Annotated in this window: 24 protein-coding genes and 1 pseudogene; 13 read left to right on the top strand and 12 right to left on the bottom strand. The window is 72.7% G+C overall.

Features of this window, described 5'->3' with window-relative positions; all coding sequences use genetic code 11:
• Positions 1-73 precede the first annotated feature (73 nt).
• The 4 genes from ACIBQ8_RS11100 to ACIBQ8_RS11115 are packed head-to-tail and all read left to right on the top strand — an operon-like array spanning position 74 to position 3,376.
• Positions 74-1,747, top strand: a complete 1,674-nt coding sequence (locus tag ACIBQ8_RS11100) for a nitrite/sulfite reductase (RefSeq protein WP_397176302.1) — start codon at positions 74-76, stop codon at positions 1,745-1,747.
• Positions 1,744-1,887, top strand: a complete 144-nt coding sequence (locus ACIBQ8_RS11105) for an Insertion element protein (RefSeq protein WP_103955276.1) — start codon at positions 1,744-1,746, stop codon at positions 1,885-1,887. The genes ACIBQ8_RS11100 and ACIBQ8_RS11105 overlap by 4 nt, the downstream gene beginning before the upstream one ends.
• On the top strand, positions 1,884-2,612 hold the full coding sequence (locus ACIBQ8_RS11110) for a phosphoadenylyl-sulfate reductase (protein ID WP_397176304.1): 729 nt from the start codon (positions 1,884-1,886) through the stop codon (positions 2,610-2,612). The genes ACIBQ8_RS11105 and ACIBQ8_RS11110 overlap by 4 nt, the downstream gene beginning before the upstream one ends.
• A 59-nt stretch (positions 2,613-2,671) precedes the next feature.
• Positions 2,672-3,376 carry a sirohydrochlorin chelatase gene (locus ACIBQ8_RS11115; RefSeq protein ID WP_397191962.1) on the top strand — a complete coding sequence of 235 codons (705 nt, stop codon included), beginning with the start codon at positions 2,672-2,674 and terminating at the stop codon, positions 3,374-3,376.
• A gap of 4 nt (positions 3,377-3,380) precedes the next feature.
• Here ACIBQ8_RS11115 and ACIBQ8_RS11120 read toward each other — a convergent pair whose 3' ends face one another.
• The 3 genes from ACIBQ8_RS11120 to ACIBQ8_RS11130 form a co-directional block, all read right to left on the bottom strand.
• A complete protein-coding gene (locus tag ACIBQ8_RS11120) occupies positions 3,381-4,073 on the bottom strand; it encodes a hypothetical protein (protein ID WP_397176306.1) in 693 nt (230 codons plus the stop codon).
• A 2-nt stretch (positions 4,074-4,075) separates the two neighbouring features.
• Complete coding sequence (locus ACIBQ8_RS11125) at positions 4,076-4,576, bottom strand: SigE family RNA polymerase sigma factor (RefSeq protein WP_397191829.1); 501 nt, start codon at positions 4,574-4,576, stop codon at positions 4,076-4,078.
• A gap of 71 nt (positions 4,577-4,647) precedes the next feature.
• The gene (locus ACIBQ8_RS11130; RefSeq protein WP_397176309.1) at positions 4,648-5,391 is read right to left on the bottom strand and encodes a DUF1707 domain-containing protein; all 744 of its coding nucleotides are present in this window, start codon (positions 5,389-5,391) and stop codon (positions 4,648-4,650) included.
• A 144-nt stretch (positions 5,392-5,535) separates the two neighbouring features.
• On the opposite strand from ACIBQ8_RS11130, the gene ACIBQ8_RS11135 reads away from it, so the two are divergent.
• Complete coding sequence (locus ACIBQ8_RS11135; protein WP_397191830.1) at positions 5,536-6,882, top strand: ankyrin repeat domain-containing protein; 1,347 nt, start codon at positions 5,536-5,538, stop codon at positions 6,880-6,882.
• A gap of 88 nt (positions 6,883-6,970) precedes the next feature.
• On the opposite strand, the gene ACIBQ8_RS11140 is transcribed toward ACIBQ8_RS11135, so the two are convergent.
• From ACIBQ8_RS11140 to ACIBQ8_RS11150, 3 genes and pseudogenes are all read right to left on the bottom strand, one after another.
• A complete protein-coding gene (locus ACIBQ8_RS11140) occupies positions 6,971-7,741 on the bottom strand; it encodes a SigB/SigF/SigG family RNA polymerase sigma factor (protein WP_387664106.1) in 771 nt (256 codons plus the stop codon).
• Positions 7,742-7,915: 174 nt separating this feature from the next.
• Entirely contained in the window at positions 7,916-8,806 is an 891-nt protein-coding gene (locus ACIBQ8_RS11145) for a maleylpyruvate isomerase family mycothiol-dependent enzyme (RefSeq protein WP_397176314.1), read from the bottom strand.
• Positions 8,806-9,177, bottom strand: a pseudogene (locus ACIBQ8_RS11150) (sigma-70 family RNA polymerase sigma factor); the annotation flags it as partial. The gene ACIBQ8_RS11145 and the pseudogene ACIBQ8_RS11150, both read right to left, overlap by 1 nt.
• Before the next feature lie 327 nt (positions 9,178-9,504).
• On the opposite strand from ACIBQ8_RS11150, the gene ACIBQ8_RS11155 reads away from it, so the two are divergent.
• A complete protein-coding gene (locus tag ACIBQ8_RS11155; protein WP_397176317.1) occupies positions 9,505-9,930 on the top strand; it encodes an OsmC family protein in 426 nt (141 codons plus the stop codon).
• Between the two features lie 33 nt (positions 9,931-9,963).
• Positions 9,964-12,093, top strand: coding sequence for a glycogen debranching protein GlgX (glgX, locus tag ACIBQ8_RS11160; RefSeq protein ID WP_397176319.1), 2,130 nt, complete (start codon positions 9,964-9,966; stop codon positions 12,091-12,093).
• A 38-nt stretch (positions 12,094-12,131) separates the two neighbouring features.
• Here glgX and ACIBQ8_RS11165 read toward each other — a convergent pair whose 3' ends face one another.
• A complete protein-coding gene (locus tag ACIBQ8_RS11165) occupies positions 12,132-12,533 on the bottom strand; it encodes a hypothetical protein (RefSeq protein WP_397176321.1) in 402 nt (133 codons plus the stop codon).
• 132 nt (positions 12,534-12,665) lie between these two features.
• Here ACIBQ8_RS11165 and ACIBQ8_RS11170 point away from each other — a divergent pair, with 132 nt between their 5' ends.
• The 3 genes from ACIBQ8_RS11170 to ACIBQ8_RS11180 are packed head-to-tail and all read left to right on the top strand — an operon-like array spanning position 12,666 to position 14,887.
• Positions 12,666-13,388 carry a pyrimidine reductase family protein gene (locus tag ACIBQ8_RS11170; protein WP_397176323.1) on the top strand — a complete coding sequence of 241 codons (723 nt, stop codon included), beginning with the start codon at positions 12,666-12,668 and terminating at the stop codon, positions 13,386-13,388.
• Positions 13,385-14,521: an ATP-dependent DNA ligase gene (locus tag ACIBQ8_RS11175; RefSeq protein ID WP_397176325.1), complete on the top strand. Its 1,137-nt coding sequence runs from the start codon at positions 13,385-13,387 to the stop codon at positions 14,519-14,521. Before ACIBQ8_RS11170 ends, ACIBQ8_RS11175 begins: the two co-directional genes overlap by 4 nt.
• A gap of 27 nt (positions 14,522-14,548) precedes the next feature.
• Positions 14,549-14,887: a hypothetical protein gene (locus ACIBQ8_RS11180; RefSeq protein WP_397176327.1), complete on the top strand. Its 339-nt coding sequence runs from the start codon at positions 14,549-14,551 to the stop codon at positions 14,885-14,887.
• Between the two features lie 24 nt (positions 14,888-14,911).
• On the opposite strand, the gene pgeF is transcribed toward ACIBQ8_RS11180, so the two are convergent.
• Together pgeF and ACIBQ8_RS11190 are read right to left on the bottom strand one after the other, a co-directional pair.
• On the bottom strand, positions 14,912-15,619 hold the full coding sequence (pgeF, locus tag ACIBQ8_RS11185; protein ID WP_397191831.1) for a peptidoglycan editing factor PgeF: 708 nt from the start codon (positions 15,617-15,619) through the stop codon (positions 14,912-14,914).
• A 9-nt stretch (positions 15,620-15,628) separates the two neighbouring features.
• The gene (locus ACIBQ8_RS11190) at positions 15,629-16,327 is read right to left on the bottom strand and encodes a GNAT family N-acetyltransferase (protein ID WP_397191832.1); all 699 of its coding nucleotides are present in this window, start codon (positions 16,325-16,327) and stop codon (positions 15,629-15,631) included.
• A 57-nt stretch (positions 16,328-16,384) separates the two neighbouring features.
• On the opposite strand from ACIBQ8_RS11190, the gene ACIBQ8_RS11195 reads away from it, so the two are divergent.
• Together ACIBQ8_RS11195 and ACIBQ8_RS11200 are read left to right on the top strand one after the other, a co-directional pair.
• Positions 16,385-17,830: an aldehyde dehydrogenase family protein gene (locus ACIBQ8_RS11195; protein ID WP_397176333.1), complete on the top strand. Its 1,446-nt coding sequence runs from the start codon at positions 16,385-16,387 to the stop codon at positions 17,828-17,830.
• Positions 17,831-17,847: 17 nt separating this feature from the next.
• Complete coding sequence (locus tag ACIBQ8_RS11200) at positions 17,848-18,726, top strand: tetratricopeptide repeat protein (RefSeq protein ID WP_397191833.1); 879 nt, start codon at positions 17,848-17,850, stop codon at positions 18,724-18,726.
• Between the two features lie 118 nt (positions 18,727-18,844).
• On the opposite strand, the gene ACIBQ8_RS11205 is transcribed toward ACIBQ8_RS11200, so the two are convergent.
• Together ACIBQ8_RS11205 and ACIBQ8_RS11210 are read right to left on the bottom strand one after the other, a co-directional pair.
• The gene (locus tag ACIBQ8_RS11205) at positions 18,845-19,246 is read right to left on the bottom strand and encodes an RNHCP domain-containing protein (RefSeq protein ID WP_397176337.1); all 402 of its coding nucleotides are present in this window, start codon (positions 19,244-19,246) and stop codon (positions 18,845-18,847) included.
• A gap of 1 nt (position 19,247) precedes the next feature.
• Complete coding sequence (locus tag ACIBQ8_RS11210) at positions 19,248-19,616, bottom strand: RNHCP domain-containing protein (RefSeq protein WP_352325680.1); 369 nt, start codon at positions 19,614-19,616, stop codon at positions 19,248-19,250.
• A 316-nt stretch (positions 19,617-19,932) separates the two neighbouring features.
• Between ACIBQ8_RS11210 and ACIBQ8_RS11215 the strand changes: the two genes are divergently transcribed.
• Positions 19,933-21,990 carry an acyl-CoA dehydrogenase gene (locus ACIBQ8_RS11215; protein WP_397191834.1) on the top strand — a complete coding sequence of 686 codons (2,058 nt, stop codon included), beginning with the start codon at positions 19,933-19,935 and terminating at the stop codon, positions 21,988-21,990.
• On the opposite strand, the gene ACIBQ8_RS11220 is transcribed toward ACIBQ8_RS11215, so the two are convergent.
• Positions 21,950-22,486 carry a YceI family protein gene (locus ACIBQ8_RS11220; RefSeq protein WP_397191835.1) on the bottom strand — a complete coding sequence of 179 codons (537 nt, stop codon included), beginning with the start codon at positions 22,484-22,486 and terminating at the stop codon, positions 21,950-21,952. The genes ACIBQ8_RS11215 and ACIBQ8_RS11220 overlap by 41 nt on opposite strands.
• Positions 22,487-22,583: the final 97 nt, after the last annotated feature.

A 22,583-nucleotide genomic window follows, 5' to 3' on the forward strand; every position in this document is an offset into this window, starting at 1 on the left:
CCCACCTGAACCCCTGCACTCGACGACGAGGCAGGAGGAACGCTGCGCGCGCCCACAAAACGAAGGACGCGCAATGAGCACCCCTGCCAGCCGGCATCACAAGCGCCCGCGCGGCGAGGGCCAATGGGCCCTCGGTTACCGGGAACCGCTGAACAAGAACGAAGAGAACAAGAAGAACGACGACGGCCTCAACGTCCGCCAGCGCATCATCGACGTCTACGCCAAGCGCGGCTTCGACTCGATCGACCCCGCCGACCTGCGCGGCCGGATGCGCTGGTACGGCCTCTACACCCAGCGCAAGCCCGGCATCGACGGCGGCAAGACCGCGGTCCTGGAGCCGGAGGAGCTCGACGACCGCTACTTCATGCTTCGCGTGCGCATCGACGGCGGCCAGCTCGACCTGCGCCAGCTCCGCACGATCGCCGACATCGCCAACGAGTACGCGCGCGGCACGGCCGACCTCACCGACCGGCAGAACATCCAGCTCCACTGGATCGAGATCGAGTCGGTGCCCGACATCTGGGAGCGCCTGGAGGCCGTCGGCCTGTCCACCACCGAGGCGTGCGGCGACACCCCGCGGGTGATCCTGGGCTGCCCGCTGGCCGGCATCGACGCCGAGGAGGTGCTCGACGCCACCGACGACATCCAGGCGATCAACCGGCAGTTCATCGGCAACCCCGAGTACTCCAACCTGCCGCGCAAGTTCAAGAGCGCGCTGAGCGGCTGCCCGGCCCACTGCACGGTGCACGAGATCAACGACGTCGCCTTCGTCGGCGTCGTCAACGAGCACGGCGAGGCGGGCTACGACCTGTGGGTCGGCGGCGGCCTGTCCACCAACCCGATGCTGGCCAAGCGCCTCGGCGTCTTCGTCAGCCCCGACCGCGTCGACGACGTGTACGCGGGCGTGATCGGCATCTTCCGCGACTACGGCTACCGGCGGCTGCGGCACAGGGCCCGGCTGAAGTTCCTGGTCAACGACTGGGGCGTGGAGAAGTTCCGCGAGGTGCTGGAGACCGAGTACGTCAAGGAGAGCCTGCCCGACGGCCCGGCGCCCGCCCTGCCGCGCGGCAGCCGCCGCGACCACGTGGGCGTGTACCCGCAGAAGGACGGCAACTTCTACGTGGGCTTCGCGCCCAAGGTGGGCCGCCTCGACGGCGACAAGCTCAACCTGATCGCCGACATCGCCGAGCGGCACGGCTCCGGCCGGGTGCGCACCACCGTCGAGCAGAAGATGGTCGTCCTCGACGTCGCGCCCGACCGGGTGGAGTCCATCGTGGCCGAGCTGGAGGCCAACGACCTCCAGGTCAACCCCTCCACGTTCCGCCGCCAGACGATGGCCTGCACCGGCATCGAGTACTGCAAGCTCGCCATCGTCGAGACCAAGGCCACCGCCGCGCACCTGATCGACGAGCTGGAGCGGCGGCTGCCCGACTTCGAGCAGCCGCTCACCATCAACGTCAACGGCTGCCCCAATTCCTGCGCCCGCATCCAGGTCGCCGACATCGGCCTGAAGGGCCAGCTCGTCGTGGACGAGAACGGCGACCAGGTCGAGGGCTACCAGATCCACCTGGGCGGCTCGCTCGGCGTGAACTCCGGCTTCGGCCGCAAGGTGCGCGGCCTGAAGACCACCGCCAAGGCCCTGCCCGACTACGTCGAGCGCGTGGTGAGCAACTACGACGCCCAGAAGAAGGAGGGCGAGTCCTTCGCCGACTGGGTGCAGCGCGCGGACGAGGCGGACCTGAAATGACTACGCGAGCGGTCCCCTTCCACTGCCCGTACTGCGGTGACGAGGACCTGGAGCCCTACGAGGGGGACGGCGGCTGGTACTGCCGCGCCTGCGCCCGCGCCTTCAAGCTGAAGTTTCTCGGGATCGGAGTGAAGATATGACGCTCGTCGACATCGAGGTGGGTTTGCGAGATCAGCGTGGCACGCTCGACCTGCAGGACATCGTCGAGTCCGCCGCCACGTTCCTTGAGGGCGCCCCGGCCCGGGAGATCATCCGGTGGGCCGCGGCGACGTTCGGCGACCGGTTGTGCCTGACGTCCTCCATGAGCGACGCCTTGCTCATCGACCTGGTGAGCCGCGTCAAACCGGGCGTGGACGTGCTGTTCATCGACACCGGCTACCACTTCGCCGAGACGATCGGCACCCGTGACGCCGTGCGGCAGGTCTATGACGTCAACGTGATCGACATCAAGCCGTCCAGGACGGTCCAGGAGCAGGATCGCGACCTCGGGCCGCGCCTGTTCGGCCGCAACCCCGACCTGTGCTGCTACCTGCGCAAGGTCGAGCCGCTCAACCGGGCGCTGGAGCCGTACCTGGCGTGGATCTCCGGCATCCGCCGGGACGAGTCGTCCAGCCGTACGGACACCAAGGTCGTCGAGTGGGACGCCAAGCGCCAGATGGTGAAGGTCAACCCGATCGCCGCCTGGACGCAGGAGGAGGTCGACAACTACATCGCCGACAACGGCGTGCTGATCAACCCCCTGCACTACGACAACTACCCCTCGATCGGCTGCGCGCCGTGCACGCGCCAGGTCGCCGAGGGCGAGGACCCGCGCAGCGGCCGCTGGGCGGGGCTGGGGAAGGTCGAATGCGGCATTCACCTGTGATCCCCGGCAGGGGCCGCGTCCCGTTGGCAGGCGGGCCGGCCCCCGGGCGCGTGCCACTGGTGGCGGTGGCGCACGGGTCGCGCGACCCGCGTGCCGCCGCCACCGTGGCCGCGCTGCTGGAGCGGGTGCGCCTGGCGCGTCCCGACGTGCCGGTGCGGGTGGCCTACCTCGACCACTGCGCGCCCACGCTGGGCCAGGCGCTCGACGGGCTGGGCGAGGCCGTGGTGCTGCCGCTGCTGCTCACCGAGGCCTACCACAGCCGGGTCGACCTGCCGGCCGCGCTCAACGACGCCCGCGCGCGCGATCCGCGCCTGCGGGTCCGCTACGGCACGACGCTCGGGCCGCACCCGCTGCTGCTGCCGGCGCTGGAGCGGCGGCTGGCGGAGGCGGGCGTGCCGGCCGGCGACCCGGAGACGGCGGTCGTGCTGGTCTCGGCCGGGTCGAGCGACGCCAGGGCCAACGAGGTGATCGCCGGCATGGCCCGCGCCTGGCGGCGCGCCGGCTGGTGGACGGTGACCGCGGCCTACGCCTCGGCCGCCGGCCCGACGCCCGGGGAGGCCGTCGCGCGGCTGCGGGCCGCGGGCGCGCCCCGGGTGGCCGTCGCCCCCTACCTGCTGGCTCCCGGCTTCTTCGCCGACCGGATCCGCCGGGCCACCGCCCCGGCCGTCTGCGCCGACGTCCTCGGCCCGGCGCCCGAGCTGGTGGACGTGCTGCTGGAGCGGTACGAGACGGCGCTGCGCGAGCGCCTGCCCGTGGCCGGCTGAGCCCTCAGCACCGGGCCGTGATCTCGCCGGTCCTCGCATCGACCCTGACCAGGTCGGGCCGGCATGACCGGGTGCGGGCGTCCACCAGCGTCAGCCGCCACTCGGCGGGGTAGGAGGCGGTCCAGGCCAGCAGCTCGTCGGCGCGCTCGGCGGTCATCGTGCCGGTGCCCGCGGCCGTGGCCTTCACCACGGCGGCGCTCACCTCGTTCACGCCGTCGCGGGCCTGGGCGTCGCCGAACCAGCCGGGATCCTGCCGGACCGTGGGCCCGCACGCGCCGGAGGCGACCAGGTCGCCGTTGAGCCAGACCAGCCCGTAGCCGCCGGGCGGGCAGGTGAGGGCCAGGGACAGCTTCTGGGCCTTCGACTCGAAGGTGAACGTCTCCCGCCTGCCTCCCTGGGTGTAGCCGTGGAAGAGCGGCGGCCGGGGCTGGGCGCGCGCCGGCGCGGGCTGGGCCAGGGCGCCGGCCCACACGTCCCCGGCGGCGGGCGCGGGGACGGGCCGGGCGTCCACGGTGAGCACCGTGACGGCCGTGACCGTCAGGGCCGCCGCCGCCACCGAGGCCGCCGCCCGGCCCCTGCGCCGCCGGATGCGGCGGACGCGGGCGTCCACGTCGGCCAGCCGCACCCCGCCCGGGGGCGCGCCGGCGCTGTCGTCGTCGAGCAGGTCGCGCAGGTCGCGCAGTCGCTGTTGTGTCATCGTCAGCTCCCCGTCTCCGCCGCGGCCCTGGCCGCGGGGTCGAGCCGCAGCTTGGCCAGCGCGCGGCTGGCCTGGCTGCGTACGGTGGACACCGAACAGCCCACGATCTCGGCTATGGCCTCGTCGGGCAGGTCCTCGAAGTACCGCAGCACGACCACGGCCCGCTGCTTGGCCGGGAGCGCGGCCAGGGCGGCCCTGAGCGCGTCCCGGGTGCCGAGCCCGGCCGTGTCGTCCTGGTCCTGGGGGCGGTCCGGGAGCTCGCCCGTGGCCACCTCGCCCCGCCAGCGCCGCCGCCACCAGGAGGCGTGCGTGTTGGTCAGGATGCGGTAGACGTACGGGTCGGGGTTCGCGCCGACCCGCCGCCAGGCCAGCCAGGCCCTGGCCAGCGCGGTCTGCGTCAGGTCTTCCGCCGTGGCCCAGTCGCGGCACAGCAGGTACGCCGTCCTGAGCAGGCGGGCCGAGCGCTGCTCGACGTATCGCTCGAAGTCGGCACGATCCCGCATCGAGGGGTCCTCACTGTCCGGTGATGTTCACCGATGACTACGCCGAAGACCCCCGGCGGCGTTGCACGGCCTCAGTAATCCCGGTAGTCGCGGCGGCGCTCGCGCTCCAGGGCGCGGTGCTCGTCGCGGATCTGCCGGCCGACCTCGCGGGCGTCGTCGCGCATCTGGCGGCCGATCTCGCGCCAGTCGTCGCCGTGCAGCGCCCGCCAGTGCTCCCGCCAGGCGGCCAGGCCGCGCTTGAGCGGCTGGGCGCGGGAGTCGCCGAGCACCTTGACGTCGCCCATCACGGCGTAGGCGCGCACCCGGATCACCGGCACGTTCATGCCGGGGGCCGCCTCCAGCACGTCGACCTTCTTGTCGCCCATCACGGCGACGCCGTCGAGGTCGACGTTCACCCCGTCGGGCACGATGATCTTGACGTCGCCCATCACGGACACCGCCGTGACGTCGACCACGTCCGTGCGCACCTCGGCCTCGCGCAGGTCGAGCAGCACGTCGCCCATGACGGCGACCGCGCCGAGCTCCTGGTCGATGCGCCAGGTGCCGCGCCGCTTGGTGTCGCCCATGATGCCGACGAACCAGCGCCGCTTGCCGCCCTCGCGGGCCGGGACGGGCGCGGGCGCGGGGCCGCCGCCCACGGGCAGGTCCTGGGTGAGCAGGGCGAGCTCGGCGTGCGTGGTCGCGGTGTAGGCGGCCTCGGTGCGGTCGGTCAGCTCGGCGAGCGTGAGCCTGCCCTCGACCGAGGCGACACGGAGCTGTTCCACGACGGCCTCGCGCTCGGCGTCCGACGCGCGCACCTCACCCGGATCTGTCATAGACGCAACATATCGCGTCTTGGGCCGGTTGGGGCTCCTCCCCTGGGAGGAACATCCGTACACCCTTGGATGGGTCCGGGGGCCCGAGGCCGCCGCTCAGCGTGCTCCGGCCACCTCGGGCTGCGAAGACGCTAGGGTCCTGTCATGCATGAGGAACAGCTCTATCGCGCGGCGTTGAACGGCGAGACCGAGACCGTGGGCAAGCTGCTCACCGGCGGCGCCGACCCCAACAAGGCCAGCGAGGGCGAGGAGGCCGGGCTGCCGCTCTGCGCGGCCGCCGCCTGGGACCGCGTCGAGGTGGCCGAGGCGCTGCTGGCGGCCGGGGCCGACGTCAACGGCCGCGAGGCCGGCGGCTGGACGGCGCTGCTGTGGGCCGCCGCCAACGGCCACGCCGCGACCGCGGGCGTGCTGATCGAGGCCGGGGCCGAGGTCGACGCGGCCAACGACGACGGCGACACGCCGCTCACGCTGGCGGCCAGACGCGGCGCGCTGGGCGTGGTCCAGACGCTGCTGGAGGCGGGCGCCGACCACGAGAAGTTCGACGGCGACGGCGACAGCCCGCTCGACATCGCGGCCGACTGGGTGGGCGTGCACCTGGAGTCGGCGCTGCTCGACCAGATCGCCCAGGAGGGCTGGGAGTACGTCGTCGGCCGCCAGTACGCCAAGGACGGCACCGAGCTGGTCACCGTGGCCGGCCGCTCCCCCGACGGCTCGCAGACCGAGCAGGTGCAGGCCCAGCGGGGCCACGCCGCCGTGGCGACCCTCCTGGAGGACGCGTCGGGCGTCTACACGCCGGTCGACCAGCTCGTCGCCAGGGCCGTCGCCCACCGCGACGTCGACGAGGACGCCGAGACCTGGTGGATCGTGGCCGACTCGCTCGGCCGGCGGGCCGACGACGAGACCTACGAGGCGCTGTCCCGGCTGTGCGTGAGCGAGGACGCGCGCGAGCGGGAGTTCGGGGTCGACGCGATCGCCCAGTTCGGGTTCGCCGACGGCGAGAAGCCCTACCTCGACCGCACGCTGGCGCTGCTGCAGAAGATGGTGACCACCGAGGGCAACCCGCAGGTGCTGCGCTCGGTGCTGGCCGCGCTCGGCCACCAGGGCGACCCGCGCGCGCTGCCCGCCGTGCTCGACATCATCGGCCGGCCGGGCCACAAGCGCACGATGACGGACGCCATCGCGCTGGCCGACGTGCTGCCCGCCGACCACGAGGAGGGCCTGTCGCTGCTCGTCGAGATGTCCCGGGACGAGGAGGCCGAGATCCGCGACTGGGCCACGGCCGGGCTGGCCGGGCTGTCGGCGGACACGCCCCGCATCCGGGAGGCGCTGGCCGACCGGCTGGGCGACGCCGACCTGCGCACGGTGGCCGAGGCGGCGCGGGGGCTCGCGGCGCGCGGCGACGAGCGGGCCGAGCAGGGCGTCCGGCGGGTGCTGGAGGAGAGCGACGACGACTACGCCAGAGACCTCGTCACGGGGATCGGCGGGGAGTGAGCCTGTCGCCCCCGGCGGCCGCCCGCTGGGCGGGGCCGCCGGGGGCGCGGGGTTCTGGCCCTGGAGCAGGGGCCGCCCGCCCACCCGGTCAGTCCGACAGGGCGGTGCGGAGCTGGTTCAGCACGGCGCGCAGGATGCGGGAGACGTGCATCTGCGAGATGCCGAACTCGGCGGCGATCTCCGACTGGGTCATGTTGCCGTAGAAGCGCATCAGCAGGATGTTGCGCTCGCGCGAGGGCAGGGCGTCGATGAGCGGCTTGACGGAGTACTTGCCGAGCAGCGTGTCCAGCGACTCGTCCTGCGAGGGCAGGAAGTCGCCGAGGTCGGCGCCGTCGTTGTCGCCGCCGACGGGGGCGTCCAGCGACAGGGCGCTGTAGGCGGTCGAGGCGTCCAGGGTGAGCAGGACGTCCTCCTCGGTGATGTTCATGTGCGCGGCGAGCTCGGCGACGGTGGGCGAGTGGCCGAGCGTCTGGGTGAGGTCGGCCGTGGCCTTGTTGAGCTCCAGCCGGCGCTCCTGGTAGACGCGCGGCACCTTGACGGCCCAGGTGCGGTCGCGGAAGTGCCGCTTGACCTCGCCGACCATCGTGATCATGGCGTAGCCGCGGAACTCGTGGCCGAGCTCGGGGTCGAAGCCGTTGATGGCCTTCATCAGGCCGACGTACGCGGCCTGGCGCAGGTCCTCCATCGGCTCGCGCTGGTGGCGGTAGCGACGGGTGACCTCGGTGACGAGGGAGTCGTACATGGTGACGACGCGCTCACGGATGCGGGCCTTGTGCTCGTCCGAGGCTTCCGGCCTGTTCATCTCAGCCAGAAGCTGTTCGGCGGTCATTTCGTCGAGTGCGATATCCAGGACGGCCATCTGAGTAGCTCCATATGCCCGAAGGCGGCCCCGTCCATGGAAAAAGCCCAGGCAGAGGCACGCCACGTTTGAACGTGAGTTGAAGCCCTCTGCTGGACTTCGGATCAAAGGATTCCCTATGGATCCCGATTTATCACCCTATATTAGGTCACAGATCGATCACAGCTTATCCGCTCACGGGCCCGAAAGCGCAGGAGCCGTGGTCAGGACGTCGCGGGCCAGCGCGAGGTCGCCCGTCAGCTCGGCGGGAAAGGCGTCCGGCTCGCCCCTGCCGCCCAGCAGGAAGCAGAACGCGACCACGTCCGCCGTCAGGTGGGCGTCCGGCGTGCCGGGGGCGGTGTCGGCGACGCCGAGCGGGATCCGCCAGTCGCCGCCGCCCGCGCCGGTGAGGGTGAGGCGCAGGGTGCGGCCGGAGCCGTCCAGGCCGGACAGGAGCATCGTCCAGGGCAGCAGGCGGGCGCACAGGTCGGCCGTGGGGCGGATGTGCTCGGGCACGGGGTCGGGCAGGCGGACCCCGGCCATCGTGGCGGCGTCGGCGGCGTGCACCCACGTCTCCAGGCTCCTGGCCAGGACGTGGTCGCGCACGACCGTCTCCATGCCGTCCACCGTGGCCGGCGTGGCCGGGTCGAGGCCGCCCAGGTGGCGGCAGAGGGCGTCGGCCTGGGCCCGCCAGTCGCGCCTGGTCTGCTCGGGGCTGCGGGCCCGCTCGTAGGCCTGCACGTCCGCCGTGCGGCCGGCCGCGTCCAGGGCGGCCAGCGGCGGGCCGAGCACGGGCGCGCCGACGGAGGCGGCCAGCAGGCCGTCCTTGGCGGCCAGGTGGGCCACGAGCTCCTGGAGCGTCCAGCCCTCGACGATGACGCGCGCCCAGTCGTCGTCCACCGCCGAGGCCAGCAGCGCGTCCATGGCGGCGACGCGGCCGGCGTACGGCAGCGCCCAGCCGGCGGTCGGCGCCGCGGGGCGGCGGCGGGCCCTGGCCCCGGCCAGGAGCTGCGGGCGCAAAGAACGGACCGGCACCACCGGGTCCTCCATCAACGCGTCCAGATACAGGCGCTCGACAGGATCCATCACGCTTCTTCCTCCGCCAGCGCGTCGGCCAGGCGCCGCAGCGCCAGCCGGATGCGCGACTTGGCCGTGCCCTCGGGCACGCCCAGCTCCTCGCTCACCTGCCGGTACGTCCGGCCGCCGTAGTAGGCCAGCTCCACCGGCCGGCGCAGCCCGTCGGGCAACGACGTCACCGCCTGCCGCACGCGCTCGGCCTCCTCGGCGGCCAGCACGGACTCCTCCAGCCTGGCGGGCTCGCGCTCGAACAGCCGCGGCCCGAGCGCGGAGACCCGGCGGCGCTCCTCGGCGCGTACGTGGTCGACCGCGCGGCGGTGGGCGATCGTGGCCAGCCAGGCGCGCAGGGTGCCGCGTCCGGGGTCGTAGGCCAGCGGGCGCTCCCAGAACCTCCTGGGTGATGTCCTCGGCGATCACGCGGTCCCTGGTGACCCGTAAGGAGAGCCCGAAGATCAGCGCGGACAGCCGATCGTAGACCTCCCCCAGCGCCGACTCGTCGCCGCCGACCACCCGCTGGTGCAGCAGGCGGTCGTCGTACGGTGCCTCCACTGGCACCACACTCCCGTGGTCCGGACCAAGGCGGGCGGGTGCGCCGCGACCCGAGCATGTCACCATTCGCCGGAAATGTTGAGGCGGACGCCCCCCGCCACCGGCTCCGCGGCCCCGCGATAGTGTCGAACGGACGACGACCGGAGGGATCACCCGCCATGGCCACCACCCGCACCGCCACCACGCAATGGAAGGGCGCCCTGCTCGACGGCTCGGGCACCGTCTCGCTCGACACCTCGGGCGTGGGCACGTTCGAGGTCTCCTGGCCCTCCAGGGCCGAGGCCGCGGGCGGCCGCACCTCCCCCGAGGAGCTCATCGCCGCCGCCCACTCCTCCTGCTTCGCCATGGCCCTGTCCCACGGCCTGGCCGGGGCGGGCACGCCGCCGGAGTCGCTGCGCACGAGCGCCGACGTGACGTTCCAGCCGGGCGAGGGCATCACGGGCATCGTGCTCACCGTGCAGGGGCGCGTTCCGGGCATCTCGGCCGAGCAGTTCCAGGAGGCCGCCGCGACCGCCAAGGCGAACTGCCCGGTCAGCAAGGCGTTGGCGGGCACCACGATCACCCTGAAAGCCGAACTCCTCTAACAGGAACGCTTTCGCGTGCGACAATTGGGTCACATGCGCGAGGTCTGGCCGGGCGAACCCTATCCACTCGGCGGCACCTGGGACGGCGTCGGCACCAGCTTTGCCGTGTTCTCCGAGGTCGCCGAGCGGGTCGAGCTGTGCCTTTTTCACGACGACGGCAGCGAGGAGCGGGTGCCACTCCCGGAGGTCGACGGCTTCGTCTGGCACGGCTACCTGCCGGGGATCCAGCCGGGCCAGCGGTACGGCTACCGCGTCCACGGGCCGTACGAGCCGTCGCAGGGGCGTCGCTGCGACCCCTCCAAGCTGCTGCTCGACCCCTACGCCAAGGCCATCGACGGCGAGCTGACCTGGAACGAGGCGCTGTTCCCCTACTACTTCACCGATCCGTCGGTGCGCAACAGGGAGGACAGCGCCCCGTACATGCCGAAGAACGTGGTGATCAACCCGTTCTTCGAGTGGGGCAACGACCGGCCGCCGCACATCCCGTACCACGAGACCGTGATCTACGAGGCGCACGTGCGGGGGCTGACCATGCGCCACCCGGGCGTGCCCCAGGACCTGCGCGGCACGTACGCGGGGGTCGGGCACCCGGCGATCATCGAGCACCTGCTGTCCATCGGGGTGACGGCGGTCGAGCTCATGCCGGTGCACCACTACGTGCCCGAGCACTTCCTGGTGGCCCGGGGGCTGACCAACTACTGGGGCTACAACACGATGGCCTACCTGGCCCCCCACGGCCGCTACTCCGGCTCGGGCACCCGCGGCCAGCAGGTGCTGGAGTTCAAGGCGATGGTGCGGGCGCTGCACGAGGCGGGCATCGAGGTCATCCTCGACGTGGTCTACAACCACACCGCCGAGGGCGACCACATGGGCCCCACGCTGGGCTTCCGGGGCATCGACAACGTCAACTACTACCGCCTGCACGACGGCGACCGGCGTTACTACCTCGACTACACCGGGTGCGGCAACTCGCTCAACGTGCGCTCGCCGCACGCGCTGCAGCTCATCATGGACTCGCTGCGCTACTGGGTGCTGGAGATGCACGTCGACGGCTTCCGCTTCGACCTGGCCTCGGCCCTGGCCAGGGAGCTGCACGACGTCGACCGGCTGAGCGCGTTCTTCGACCTCATCCAGCAGGACCCGGTGATCTCGCAGGTGAAGCTGATCGCCGAGCCCTGGGACGTCGGGCCGGGCGGCTACCAGGTCGGCAACTTCCCGCCGCTCTGGACGGAGTGGAACGGCAAGTACCGCGACACCGTGCGCGACTTCTGGCGGGGCACCAACTCCGCGCTGCCCGAGTTCGCCTCCCGCCTGACCGGCTCGGCCGACCTGTACGAGTCCTCCGGCCGCCGCCCGGTGGCCTCGATCAACTTCGTCACCTGCCACGACGGCTTCACCCTCACCGACCTGGTCTCCTACGACCACAAGCACAACGAGGCCAACGCCGAGGAGAACCGCGACGGCACCAACGACAACCGCTCCTGGAACTGCGGCGCCGAGGGCCCGGTGGAGGACCCGCACATCGTCGCCCTGCGCCGCCGCCAGCGCCGCAACTTCCTGACCACGCTGTTCCTGTCGCAGGGCGTGCCGATGCTCTCCCACGGCGACGAGATCGGCCGCACCCAGCGGGGCAACAACAACGCCTACTGCCAGGACAACGAGCTGGCCTGGATCGACTGGTCGATGCTGCACGCCGAGTCCGACCTGCTGGAGTTCGTCAAGGCGTTGTCGAAGCTGCGCCGCGAGCACCCGGTCTTCCAGCGCCGCCGCTTCTTCCACGGCCGCCATCCCGAGAACGGCAAGCGCGACCTGGTCTGGCTGACCCCGGGCGGCAAGGAGATGACGGCCGGCGACTGGCACACCGGCTACGCCAAGTCGCTGATGGTCTACCTCAACGGCGAGGCCATCACCGAGCCCGGCCCGCGCGGCGAGCGGATCGTGGACGACTCCTTCCTCCTGCTCATCAACGCCCACCACGAGAACCTGTCGTTCACGCTGCCGGGGCCGGAGTTCGGTGCCGAGTGGCTGCCGGTGCTCGACACCTGTCACGACGTGGTGGAGGAGGCGTTCGGCGACGAGCGGTGGCGGGCGGGCGACCTGGTGGCGGTGACCGGCCGGTCCTTCCAGGTGCTGCGGCTGCCCAGGGAGCCGCAGACGCCCTAGCTCCGCCGACCACCTGGCGGCATCGACCCGGCGGGCCGTCAGAAGACGCGGGCGATGCCGGCCGTGACGAGGAGCAGCGCGAACGTGGTCACCCCGGCCACGCCGTGCAGGACCACGGCGAGCACCGGGAAGCCGGTGGCCCGGCGCTGGTGGCGTCCGCCGCCGAGCCAGCGGGTGAACATCGTGAAGCCCAGCAGCGCGGCCACGGTGAGCCCGCACAAGGCGATCCAGGCCAGCGGGGCGCGGCCGGTCAGCAGGTAGGCCACCCAGCAGGCCAGCGACGCGGCCGCGAGCGCCGGATGGGACAGCAGCAGCGTCACCGGGAAGCGGGTGACCTTGGCCTCCTGCCGGCGCAGGCCGCCGGCCGAGAGCCAGCGGTAGAGCAGGTAGACGCCGATCAGTGCGGCGATCGTCCATGTGACGGCGGTGAGCAGGCCCATGTCACCTCCCGGCGAGTCCCTGCCGTCACCGTATGCAGACTCCGGGCCTTTCGTCCTTCAGTTACTCAAAAGTGCTGTCAGCCGCAAAACCCCCGGGGACGGTTTGTCGGTGGGGTGTGCCAAGGTAGAGGAGTGCGGCGCATCTATCCCGACTTTCAAGACAATCCGGACATCCCGCAGGCGTACGCCTACCCCGAGGGGCGGCCCTGGCTGCGGCTCAACATGGTGTCCAGCGCCGATGGCGCGGCGTGGCTGCAGGGGCGCTCGGGCGGGCTGTCGAGCAGGGGCGACAAGCGCATCTTCGGCATCCTGCGCGGCTTGTCCGACGTGATCGTCGCGGGGGCGGCGACCGTCCGCACCGAGGGCTACGGCCCGGTCAAGCCGCGCGCGTCCTGGTCGTCGATCCGGGCCGGGCGTCCCGACGTGCCGCCGATCGCGGTGATCACCCGCAGCCTCGACCTCGACCTCGACGGCGAGCTGTTCACCGACGCGACCAACCCGACGATCGTGATCACCTGCGAGTCCGCGCCCGCCGAGCGCCGCAAGCTGGCCGGCCGGCGGTCCGATCTGATCATCGCCGGCGACGACGGCGTCGACATGCGGCTGGCCGTGCGCGAGCTGCACGAGCGCGGCCTGACCCGCGTCCTGTGCGAGGGCGGCCCGCGCATCAACGCGCAGCTGTCGGCCGACGACCTGATCGACGAGTTGTGCCTGTCGGTGAGTCCCATGCTGGTCGCGGGCGGCGCGGCCCGCATACTGAACGGCGTGGCCGCGCAGGTCCCGCTTGACCTCCGCCAGGTCCTGGAAGAGGAGGGGGTCCTCTTCTGCAGATACACGAGGGAGCAGAGCCCATGACCGAGCAGCCCGTCGAAGAGCCGGAGCCGGTGCCCAACCTCCCGGTCCGGCCGCCCGTGCCGCCGATGCTGGCCAAGCCGGTCAAGGCCATGCCCAAGCAGGACGGCACCCTGTTCTACGAGCCCAAGTGGGACGGCTTCCGCTGCATCGTGTTCAGGGACGGCGACGAGGTCTACCTCGGCAGCCGCAACGAGCGCCCGTTCACCCGCTACTTCCCCGAGCTGGTCGAGGCGGTCAAGGCCGAGCTGCCCGGCAAGGTGGTGATCGACGGCGAGATCGTGCTGCCCCGGGGGGCGCAGCTCGACTTCGACGCCCTCCAGCAGCGCATCCATCCGGCCGCCTCGCGGGTCAAGCTGCTGTCGGAGCAGACGCCGGCCCAGTTCATCGCCTTCGACCTGCTGGCCGTGGGCGACGAGTCGCTGATGGAGGAGCCGTTCTCCGAGCGGCGGCGGCGGCTGGAGGAGCTGTTCCCGCACAAGGGCGGGTCCGTCCGGCTCACACCGGTCACCACCGCCGACGAGCAGGCGCGCGAATGGTTCGACGCCTTCGAGGGGGCGGGCCTCGACGGCATCATCGTCAAGCCGGGCGACCAGCCGTACGTGCCCGACAAGCGCACGATGTTCAAGGTCAAGCACGAGCGCACGGCCGACGTGGTGATCTGCGGCTACCGCGAGCACAAGACCGGGCCCATCGTCGGCTCGCTGCTGCTCGGCCTCTACGGCGACGACGGCCGGCTGCATCACGTGGGCGTGGCGGCCTCCTTCCCCATGGCGCGCAGGGCCGAGCTGGTGGAGGAGCTCAAGCCGTACCTGGCGGAGCTGAGCGAGCACCCGTGGGGCCACTGGGCCGAGCAGGCCACGGCCAACGCCGGGCAGCCGGCGGCGGGGCCCGCGACCGGCGGGCAGCGGGTGCCGGGCGCGGTGTCGCGGTGGAACGCCAAGAAGGACCTGTCGTTCATCCCGCTCCGGCCCGAGCTGGTGATCGAGGTGGCCTATGACCAGATGGAGGGCGACCGGTTCCGGCACACGGCGCACTTCCGGCGCTGGCGGCCCGACCGAACGCCCGAGTCGTGCACGTACGAGCAGCTGGAACGGCCGGTCAGCTACGACCTCGACGACATCCTCGCCCGTTAGGGGGCAAAGCGGTCTAGTCTCTCCCTTATGACCACCGGTGATGAGCTCAAGGCGGCCGTGTCCGCGCGGCGCGACCTCGGCCCCGACTTCGAGGACGCGCTGGTGGAGTCGTTCCTCGACAAGGTGGGCCAGGAGGTCGACCGGCGGGTCGACGAGCGCCTGGCCGGCGCGGCCCCACGCGCCAAGGCGCCCGCCAGGGGGTCGGACGGCCAGCGACTGGCCCTGGCGATCGTCTCGCTCTCCCTGGGCACGCTGTCCACGGTCGCGCTCGCCTTCGTGGGCGGCGGGCGGGCGATGGCGCTGATCCCGATCTGGGTCGGGATCATCATCGTGAACGTCGTCTTCAACGGCTCCCGCGAGAAGTAGCCCCTCCGGGGGCGGGCTTCCGGGTCAGGTCAGCCAGATGAGACCGGCGAAGCGGCCGCCGGGCTGCTCGCGGCGGTGGGAGTAGAGCTCGGCGGACTCGATGGTGCAGCGCGCGTCGTGCCGCACGTCGGCGACGCCCGCCGCCCTGAGCTGGGACTCGATCCCGGCCCGCAGGTCGAGCGCCGGGGTCCCCCACGACGTCGTCGACCACGTGGGCGGCACCTTCGCGGCCACCCGCTCGCGCAGGTCCTCGGGCACCTCGTAGCAGCGGCCGCAGGCGCCGGGGCCGATCAGCGCGATCATCCGGCCCGGCCGGGCGCCCTTGGCCGCCATGGCCTCGACCAGGACGGTGGCCACGCCCGCCTCCGTGCCGGGACGTCCGGAGTGGGCGGCGCCGACCATGCGCGCCTCGGGGTCGGCCACCAGCACGGCCGGGCAGTCGGCGCCCAGCGAGGCCAGCGCCAGGCGCGGCTCGGTGGTGAACACGCCGTCGAGCGGCGGCGGGTCGTCGCCGAACGGCTCGCTCACGTAGGCGACGTCGGCGCTGTGGACCTGGCGCATGTAGACGACGGCACGCACGCCCAGCTCGGCCGCCAGGCCCTCGCGGTTGGCCCGTACGGCCGCCGGGTCGTCGCCGACCATGCCGCCGAGGTTGCGCGAGCCGTACGGCGGGGCGCTGACCCCTCCGTGGCGGTCGGTGACGACGGCGTGCACTCCGGGGGCCAGCAGCATGCCCCGATCCTAGCCGGGTCCGGGCGAGAAGCCGGGCTGCGGCCGCGGGGAGGGGCCGGGCTGCGGGGAGGTCGTCGGTTGCGGGGAGGTCGTCGGTTGCGGGGAGGTCGTCGGTTGCGGGGAGGAGCCCGGTTGCGGGGAGGAGCCGGGGCCGCCCGGGGAGGAGCCGTGCAGGACGGTGCCGGGCGGGCGGCCGAGCTCCAGGTACATGTTCACCTCGTCGAAGCGCCATTCGCCCACCTCGACCACGTTCGGCAGCCGCCCCCACTCGCGGAACCCGAGGCTCTGGTAGAGCGCGATCGCGCCGTGGTTGTTGCCGCGCGCCCGCAGCGTGAGCGTCTCGATGCCGGCGGCGCGGGCGTCGTCGGCGAGGCCGGCCACGACCACCCGGCCGAGCCCGAGCCCGCGCGCCTGCGGGTGGGCCATGACCTTGCCGACCTCGGCGGAGTGCCGGAAGACCGCCTCCTGGCCGCGCCGCCACAGGCCCATGGCCTGCACCGTGCCGTCGACGGTGGCCAGGGCGAGCCGCCCCTCGCCCTTCCTCGCCATGGCGAGCGTGGCCTCCACCCAGGGGTCGGTCTCGTCCCTCGTGGGCGGCGCGAGGTAGCCGACCGCGCCTCCCAGCTCGACGACGGCGTGCAGCACGCGGTGGACGGCGGCGAGCAGGGGCTCGTCGGCGGTTTCCGGCCAGGTCAGCTCGATTTTCACGGAAGACCATTATGCCCCGATCCCTCCGGGACTGGCCTGCCCGTGACAAGCAAGCATATGCTTGGGCACGTGCCTGACTACCGCAATCTCATCGGCGGCGAGCTGGTCCCCGCGGACCGGACGATGGACACCGTCAACCCCGCCACGGGCGAGGCGTGGGCCCGGATCCCGGCCAGCGGCGCGCGCGAGGCCGAGGCCGCCGTGGCGGCGGCGCGGGCGGCCTTCCCCGCCTGGTCGGCCATGCCCGCGCTGGGCCGGGCGCACTTCCTGCGCAAGGTGTCGGAGCTGTTCGCCCGGCACGCCGAGGAGCTGGCCCGGCTGGAGACCCGCGACAACGGCCGCATCCTGCGCGACACGCTCAAGAAGGACCTGCCGGGCATGGCGTACCTGTGGCAGCTCGCCGCCGGGCAGTGCCTGGAGGCGGTCAAGGGCGACACCGTCCTGCTCGGGCCCGACACGCTCGGTCTGACGCGGCGCGAGCCGTACGGGGTGGCGGTCTGCATCATCCCCTGGAACTCCCCTGTCTCGACCTTCTCCGCCAAGGCGGCCTACGCCCTGGCCGCCGGGAACACGGTGATCGTCAAGCCCGCCGAGCAGGCCAGCGCGTCGGTGCTGCGGCTGGGCGAGCTACTGGCCGAGGTGTTCCCGCCCGGCGTGCTGAACATCGTCAGCGGGCTCGGCGAGGAGGTCGGCGACGCGCTCGTCCGGCACCGGGACGTCGGCAAGATCAGCCTCACCGGCTCCACGGCCACCGGCCAGGCCATCACCCGGGCCTCGGCGGACGCGCTGAAGCCGCTGACGTTCGAGCTGGGCGGCAAGTCGCCCAACATCGTCTTCCCCGACGCCGACCTGGACGCCGCCGCGCAGGGCGTCACCGTGAACTCGGTCTACACCGGCAACGCCGGGCAGGTGTGCGTGGCCGGCTCGCGCATCCTCGTCCACCGGTCGATCTGGGACGACCTGCTCGGGCGGATCAGGCACATCTGCGCCGGGCTGGTCCTGGACGACCCTCTCGACCTGGCCACGACCATGGGCCCGATCGTGTCGGCCGGGCAGTTCGAGCGGGTGCGCTCGTACCTGGAGACGGCCGAGAAGGAGGGCGCCGAGCTGGTCTTCGGCGGACGGTCGGGCGCCGAGGTGGTGCCCGGCCTGCCGGGCGGCTACTGGGTGGCGCCCACGCTCTACACCACCGAGGACAACGGCCTGCGCATCTGCCAGGAGGAGATCTTCGGGCCGGTGGCGGTGGCCATCCCGTTCGACAGCGACGAGCAGGCGCTGGAGATCGCCAACGACTCGCCGTACGGGCTGGCGGCCGGGGTGTGGACGCGGGACCTCGGACGGGCGCACCGGTTCGTGCGGGATCTGCAGAGCGGCACCGTGTGGGTGAACACCTACCGCCAGATGCCTCCGGGCCTGCCGTTCGGCGGCGTGAAGGACAGCGGGTACGGCCACGATTCCGTCCTGGAGTACACCCGGGAAAAGGCGGCCATCATCCAGATTTAGTTAGATAGATTCCCTCCATGAGCGAGGGGATCAACGACCAGTCCGAGCTGTCCGAGGCAGCCGCCCAGTCGCGCGCGTCCGTGCTGCGCAGCCGAGCCGAATCGTACATCGCGCTGTCGCGGCACGAGGCCGCTATCGCCGATCTGACCGAGTCGATAACGCTGGTCCCGGACAACGCCCGCGCCTGGCGGCTGCGCGGCGAGAGCCATCGGGTCATCGAGCGGTACGAGGCCGCCCTGGCCGACTTCGACGAGTCGTTGAGACTGGAACCCGACAGCGCGTACGCGCTGGGCTCGCGCGGGCAGGCGTACGCGGCGCTCGGCCGGCTGGAGGAGGCGATGGACGACTTCGACCACGCGCTCACCCTCGCCCCCGAGTCCCTGTGGATCCTGGAGGCCAAGGCCGACGCCCTGGTGGACATGGACCGGCTGGACGAGGCCCTGGACGAGCACGCCAAGATCATCGCGTTGAACGAGGAGCTGGCGTACTCGTGGGTGGCGCGCGGCGACCTGTACCAGCGCATGCACCTCTACAGCGAGGCCATCGCCGACTACACCAGGGCCCTGGAGGCCGACCCCGACCACGTGCGGGCGCTCAGCCGGCGCGGCGAGGCGCTGCGCATGATCGACCGCTACCAGGAGGCGCTGGCCGACCTGAACCGCGCGGTCGAGCTCGACCCCGACAACGACCGCGCGTTCGGCAGCCGGGGCGCGGTGCTGAGCGAGATGGGCGACAACGAGGCCGCGCTGCGCGACCTGGACAGGGCCATCGAGCTGGACCCCGAGTACATCTGGGCCTACCGGGTGCGCGGCGAGATCTTCCAGGAGATGGAGCGGCACGAGGAGGCGGTGACCGACTTCACGCTGGCCCTGCGCCTGGAGTTCGGCGACGACTGAGCCGTCACGAGGGGGCGGGCCGCCCCGGAGGGCGGCCCGCCGTCGTCAAGGCGCTTCCCGAGCGCCTTCTGTGAGCACCTCTTGTCAGAGCGCGCCCCTTGTCAGAGCGCGCCCCTTGTCAGAGCGCCAGCAGGGCGTTCACCGGCAGGCGGCTGTCGGACAGCGGCCGTACGGCGATGCGCAGCAGGGCCAGCGCGTTGTCGTCGCCGGCGATGCGGTTGGCGCTGAGCCCGCCGCACGCCTGGCAGTGGTGGATGATCAGCCACTCCCCGTCCGGCCTGACGGTGACGCTGAGCGCCGCCATCAGGCCCCGGCAGCCCGCCCGCCGGTCCCCCGGGATCCGGTGGTCGACGTGCAGGCTGGTCAGGCAGTGCGGGCAGTGGTTGCGGTGCGCCGTGCCGGGCGCGTCCATCGGTACGTCCAGCCGGCAGCCGACGCAGCGGAACGCGTCGCCGCGCTCGCCGCGCTGTACGGCCTTGGGCTGTTGCGGCCTGGCCCGGCCAGGGTTCCTCCTGGGCATGTCACAGGTCGCCGAACGCTTCGAGCGGGAACGGCGGCTGCGCGAGCGGGCGTACGGCCATGCGCATGAGGATGAGCTGGTTGTCGTCCCCGCAGATGGGGTTGGACGTCAGCTCGCCGCAGCGCGAGCAGCGATGGATGATCATCCAGTCGCCGGTGCGGAGGACCGCGATGGAGATCGGGTTCATCCGCGACCGGCACTCCGACGGGCCGCCCTCCACCCGGTCGAGCACGTGCAGCGAGTGCAGGCAGCTCGGGCAGTGGTTGCGGCGGACGCCGCCGGGCGCGTACGCGGCGACGGTCAGGCCGCAGCGGACGCAGGCGAAGGTGTCGGTGCTGATGATGGAACGAGGTTTGCCGTTGGCAGACAACCTGGGTTCTCCTTGCCGGATTTGTCGTGAAAAAGGCAGCAAGGGAGCGCCGAGCGGGCCTCACGGGCACGCTGGTGCCACAGGCGGTCCGGCCGCTGGGGCCAGGACTAGATGCTCGTCCTCAGGCTCTGGAACACAGGAGAGGCGGGCACGCCCGTGACACGGTGAGGCGCGCTGGGCGCCATGCCGGTCATCAACCCACCTCCAGAAGTCGCACCGAACGGGACAGTCGCCAGGGTAACCACCCCCGCCGGCCGCGCGCCAACGATTTTCCCGGCCCCTGGAGATCGACCGAATATCCTTCTAGTGTGCGTCCATGGGGATCGGGCTGACCGAGGAACACCAGGCGCTGGCGGCCTCCGTACGGGGGCTGGCGGGGCGTACCGTCGAGCACCGGGCGCTGGCCGGGCAGGGGCTGCTGGGGCTGCACCTGCCGGAGGAGCACGGCGGTCAGGGGTTCGGGCTGGTCGAGTCGTGCGTGGCGCTGGAGGTGCTGGGCGAGTTGCGGGTGGCGGGGCCGTACCTGCCGGCCGTGCTGGCCTCGGCGGCGCTCGCCCGGTCCGCGAGTCCCGCGCCCGGCCTGCTGCGCGGGCTGGCCGACGGGTCGCTGACGGCGGCCGTCGCGCTCGGGCCGCTCGCCCTCGGGGCGGCCGGGGCCGACCTGTTCCTCGTGCCGCACGGTGACGGGTGGGCGCTGCTCGACCGGGCCGGCGTGCGCGCCGAGCCCGCCGAGGGCGTCGACCCGGACCGGGACCTGTGCACGGTCACGGCCGTCACGGACGGCGACGTCCCGCCGGAGCGCCTGCTGGGGCCGGTGCCGGTGCGGGAGCTGGCCGCGGTGCTGCTCGGCGCGGACGCGTGCGGCACCGCCGCCTGGGCGGTCGGCACGGCCGCCGCCCACGCCAAGGTACGCGAGCAGTTCGGCCGCCCGATCGGCCAGTTCCAGGGCGTCAAGCACCGGGTGGCGGCCGCCCTGGTGGCCCTGGAGCAGGCCCGCGCCGCCGTCTGGGACGCCGCCCGCGCCTTGGACACCCCTCCCACGGACAGACCCGGCGGACCCGGCGGACCCGGCGCACTCGGTGACGACGTGCGGCTGGCCGCCGGGGTGGCGGCCGTGCTGGGGCCGGACGCGGCGGTGCGCTGCGCGGCCGACGCCATCCAGGTGCTCGGCGGCATCGGCTACACCTTCGAGCACGACGCCCACCGCCACTACCGCCGCGCCCTGTCCGGCCGCATGCTGGCCGGCGACCCGGGGCCGTGGGCCGAGCAGGTCGCCGGGCTGGCCCTGGCGGGCGCCCGCCGGGCGATGGAGCCCGACCTGCCCGAGGAGTCCGTCCCGCTCAGGGAGGCGATCAGGGCGGAGGCCGAGTCGTTGCGGCGCGAGGAGCCGCTCGCCCGGCTGGGCCGGTTCGCGCGGGAGGGCTGGATCATGCCCTACCTGCCCAGGCCGTGGGGCCGCGCGGCCACGCCGCTGGAACAGGTGATCATCCACCAGGAGTTCCGCGACCTCAAGCGTCCCAACCTGGGGATCGCCGCCTGGGCGGTCCCGTCCATCGTCACGTACGGCACCCCCGAGCAGCGGGAGCGCTTCCTGCCCAGGACGTTCACCGGCGAGCTCGTGTGGTGCCAGCTGTTCAGCGAGCCCGGCGCCGGGTCCGACCTGGCCGCTCTGTCCACCAGGGCCACCCGCGTCGAGGGCGGCTGGTCGCTGACCGGCCAGAAGATCTGGACGTCCCTCGCCCAGTACGCCCACTGGGGCATCTGCCTGGCCCGCACCTCCCCCGGCAGGCCCAAGCACGAGGGGATCACGTACTTCCTGGTGGACATGTCGGCCCCGGGCGTCACGGTCCGGCCGCTCAAGGAGATCAACGGGGACGAGATCTTCAACGAGGTCTTCCTCGACGACGTCTTCGTCCCGGACGACCTGGTGGTGGGCGAGGTGGACGGCGGCTGGCGGGTGGCCCGCGACACGCTCTCCCACGAGCGGGTCGCGCTCGGCGACTCCTGGGGGCCGGGCTCCCGGCACACCGACCTGATCCGGCTGGTCGCGAGCCTGCCGCCGCTGCGGCAGTCGCAACGCGAGCAGGCGGGCCGCCTGTGGGCCGAGGGCCAGGCGATCTCGGCGCTCGGGCTGCGCGTGACGCTGTCCAGGCTGGCCGGGGCCGGCCCGGGGCCCGCCTCCAGCGTGCGCAAGCTGCTCGGCATGCGGCACGCGCAGGCGGTCTCGGAGTTCTGCTGGTCGCTGGCGCCGTCCGACCGCCACTGGAACCGCATGATCCTGACCACCCGGGCCTTCACCATCGGCGGCGGCACCACGGAGGTGCAGCTCAACATCATCGCCGAGCGCGCGCTCGGCCTTCCCCGCGATCCGTGACGCCCGCCCGCACGCACCTGACCTCGGCCGACATCGCCAGGTGCCGGGCGGCGATGCCGGGCATGGCGGTCACCCCGAAGGCGGTCCGGTCCACCCGGGCGGCGACCACGACGGTGAAGCCGTTCGCGGTCACGTCGCAGCGCTGGACGGTGAGGGTGAGCGGGCGCTCGACGCCGGTGACGGTGAGCGTGCCGGTCAGCGTCCCGTCGCCGCTGGGGCCGCCGGTGAAGGTGATCACGGGATGGCGGGCGACGTCGAGGAAGCGGGGCGAGCACACGGTCTCGTCGCGGCGGTGGTTGCCGGTGTGGAAGCCGGCGGCGTCGATCTCCACGCGCACGCGGGAGTCGGCGAGCGGTTCTGCGACGTCCACGGTGCCGCCCCTGACGTCGAAGGTGCCGCGGGCGCGGGCGAGGCCGTACAGGTGCCGGGTGGTGAAGTGGATCGCGGAGTTCTCGGTGTCGATCTCGTAGCGGCCCAGCGGGGGCAGGTTCGTCATGGGTCCATTGCACGGCGGCGGGGTGGCCGTACGGCAGAGCGGGCCGTCGGTGGTGGGGGCGACGATCGGCGGGAGCGCATGCGACTTTCGTATGGTT

This window comes from Nonomuraea sp. NPDC049646 (assembly GCF_044465525.1).
GTDB lineage: Bacteria > Actinomycetota > Actinomycetes > Streptosporangiales > Streptosporangiaceae > Nonomuraea.

Coding starts and splice junctions, on each gene's coding strand:
- ACIBQ8_RS11100 (WP_397176302.1), top strand. CDS start 74: ATGAGCACCCCTGCCAGCCGGCATCACAAGCGCCCGCGCGGCGAGGGC.
- ACIBQ8_RS11105 (WP_103955276.1), top strand. CDS start 1,744: ATGACTACGCGAGCGGTCCCCTTCCACTGCCCGTACTGCGGTGACGAG.
- ACIBQ8_RS11110 (WP_397176304.1), top strand. CDS start 1,884: ATGACGCTCGTCGACATCGAGGTGGGTTTGCGAGATCAGCGTGGCACG.
- ACIBQ8_RS11120 (WP_397176306.1), bottom strand. CDS start 4,073: ATGACACAACAGCGACTGCGCGACCTGCGCGACCTGCTCGACGACGAC.
- ACIBQ8_RS11125 (WP_397191829.1), bottom strand. CDS start 4,576: ATGCGGGATCGTGCCGACTTCGAGCGATACGTCGAGCAGCGCTCGGCC.
- ACIBQ8_RS11130 (WP_397176309.1), bottom strand. CDS start 5,391: ATGACAGATCCGGGTGAGGTGCGCGCGTCGGACGCCGAGCGCGAGGCC.
- ACIBQ8_RS11135 (WP_397191830.1), top strand. CDS start 5,536: ATGCATGAGGAACAGCTCTATCGCGCGGCGTTGAACGGCGAGACCGAG.
- ACIBQ8_RS11140 (WP_387664106.1), bottom strand. CDS start 7,741: ATGGCCGTCCTGGATATCGCACTCGACGAAATGACCGCCGAACAGCTT.
- ACIBQ8_RS11145 (WP_397176314.1), bottom strand. CDS start 8,806: ATGGATCCTGTCGAGCGCCTGTATCTGGACGCGTTGATGGAGGACCCG.
- ACIBQ8_RS11155 (WP_397176317.1), top strand. CDS start 9,505: ATGGCCACCACCCGCACCGCCACCACGCAATGGAAGGGCGCCCTGCTC.
- glgX (WP_397176319.1), top strand. CDS start 9,964: ATGCGCGAGGTCTGGCCGGGCGAACCCTATCCACTCGGCGGCACCTGG.
- ACIBQ8_RS11165 (WP_397176321.1), bottom strand. CDS start 12,533: ATGGGCCTGCTCACCGCCGTCACATGGACGATCGCCGCACTGATCGGC.
- ACIBQ8_RS11175 (WP_397176325.1), top strand. CDS start 13,385: ATGACCGAGCAGCCCGTCGAAGAGCCGGAGCCGGTGCCCAACCTCCCG.
- ACIBQ8_RS11180 (WP_397176327.1), top strand. CDS start 14,549: ATGACCACCGGTGATGAGCTCAAGGCGGCCGTGTCCGCGCGGCGCGAC.
- pgeF (WP_397191831.1), bottom strand. CDS start 15,619: ATGCTGCTGGCCCCCGGAGTGCACGCCGTCGTCACCGACCGCCACGGA.
- ACIBQ8_RS11195 (WP_397176333.1), top strand. CDS start 16,385: ATGCTTGGGCACGTGCCTGACTACCGCAATCTCATCGGCGGCGAGCTG.
- ACIBQ8_RS11200 (WP_397191833.1), top strand. CDS start 17,848: ATGAGCGAGGGGATCAACGACCAGTCCGAGCTGTCCGAGGCAGCCGCC.
- ACIBQ8_RS11205 (WP_397176337.1), bottom strand. CDS start 19,246: ATGCCCAGGAGGAACCCTGGCCGGGCCAGGCCGCAACAGCCCAAGGCC.
- ACIBQ8_RS11215 (WP_397191834.1), top strand. CDS start 19,933: ATGGGGATCGGGCTGACCGAGGAACACCAGGCGCTGGCGGCCTCCGTA.
- ACIBQ8_RS11220 (WP_397191835.1), bottom strand. CDS start 22,486: ATGACGAACCTGCCCCCGCTGGGCCGCTACGAGATCGACACCGAGAAC.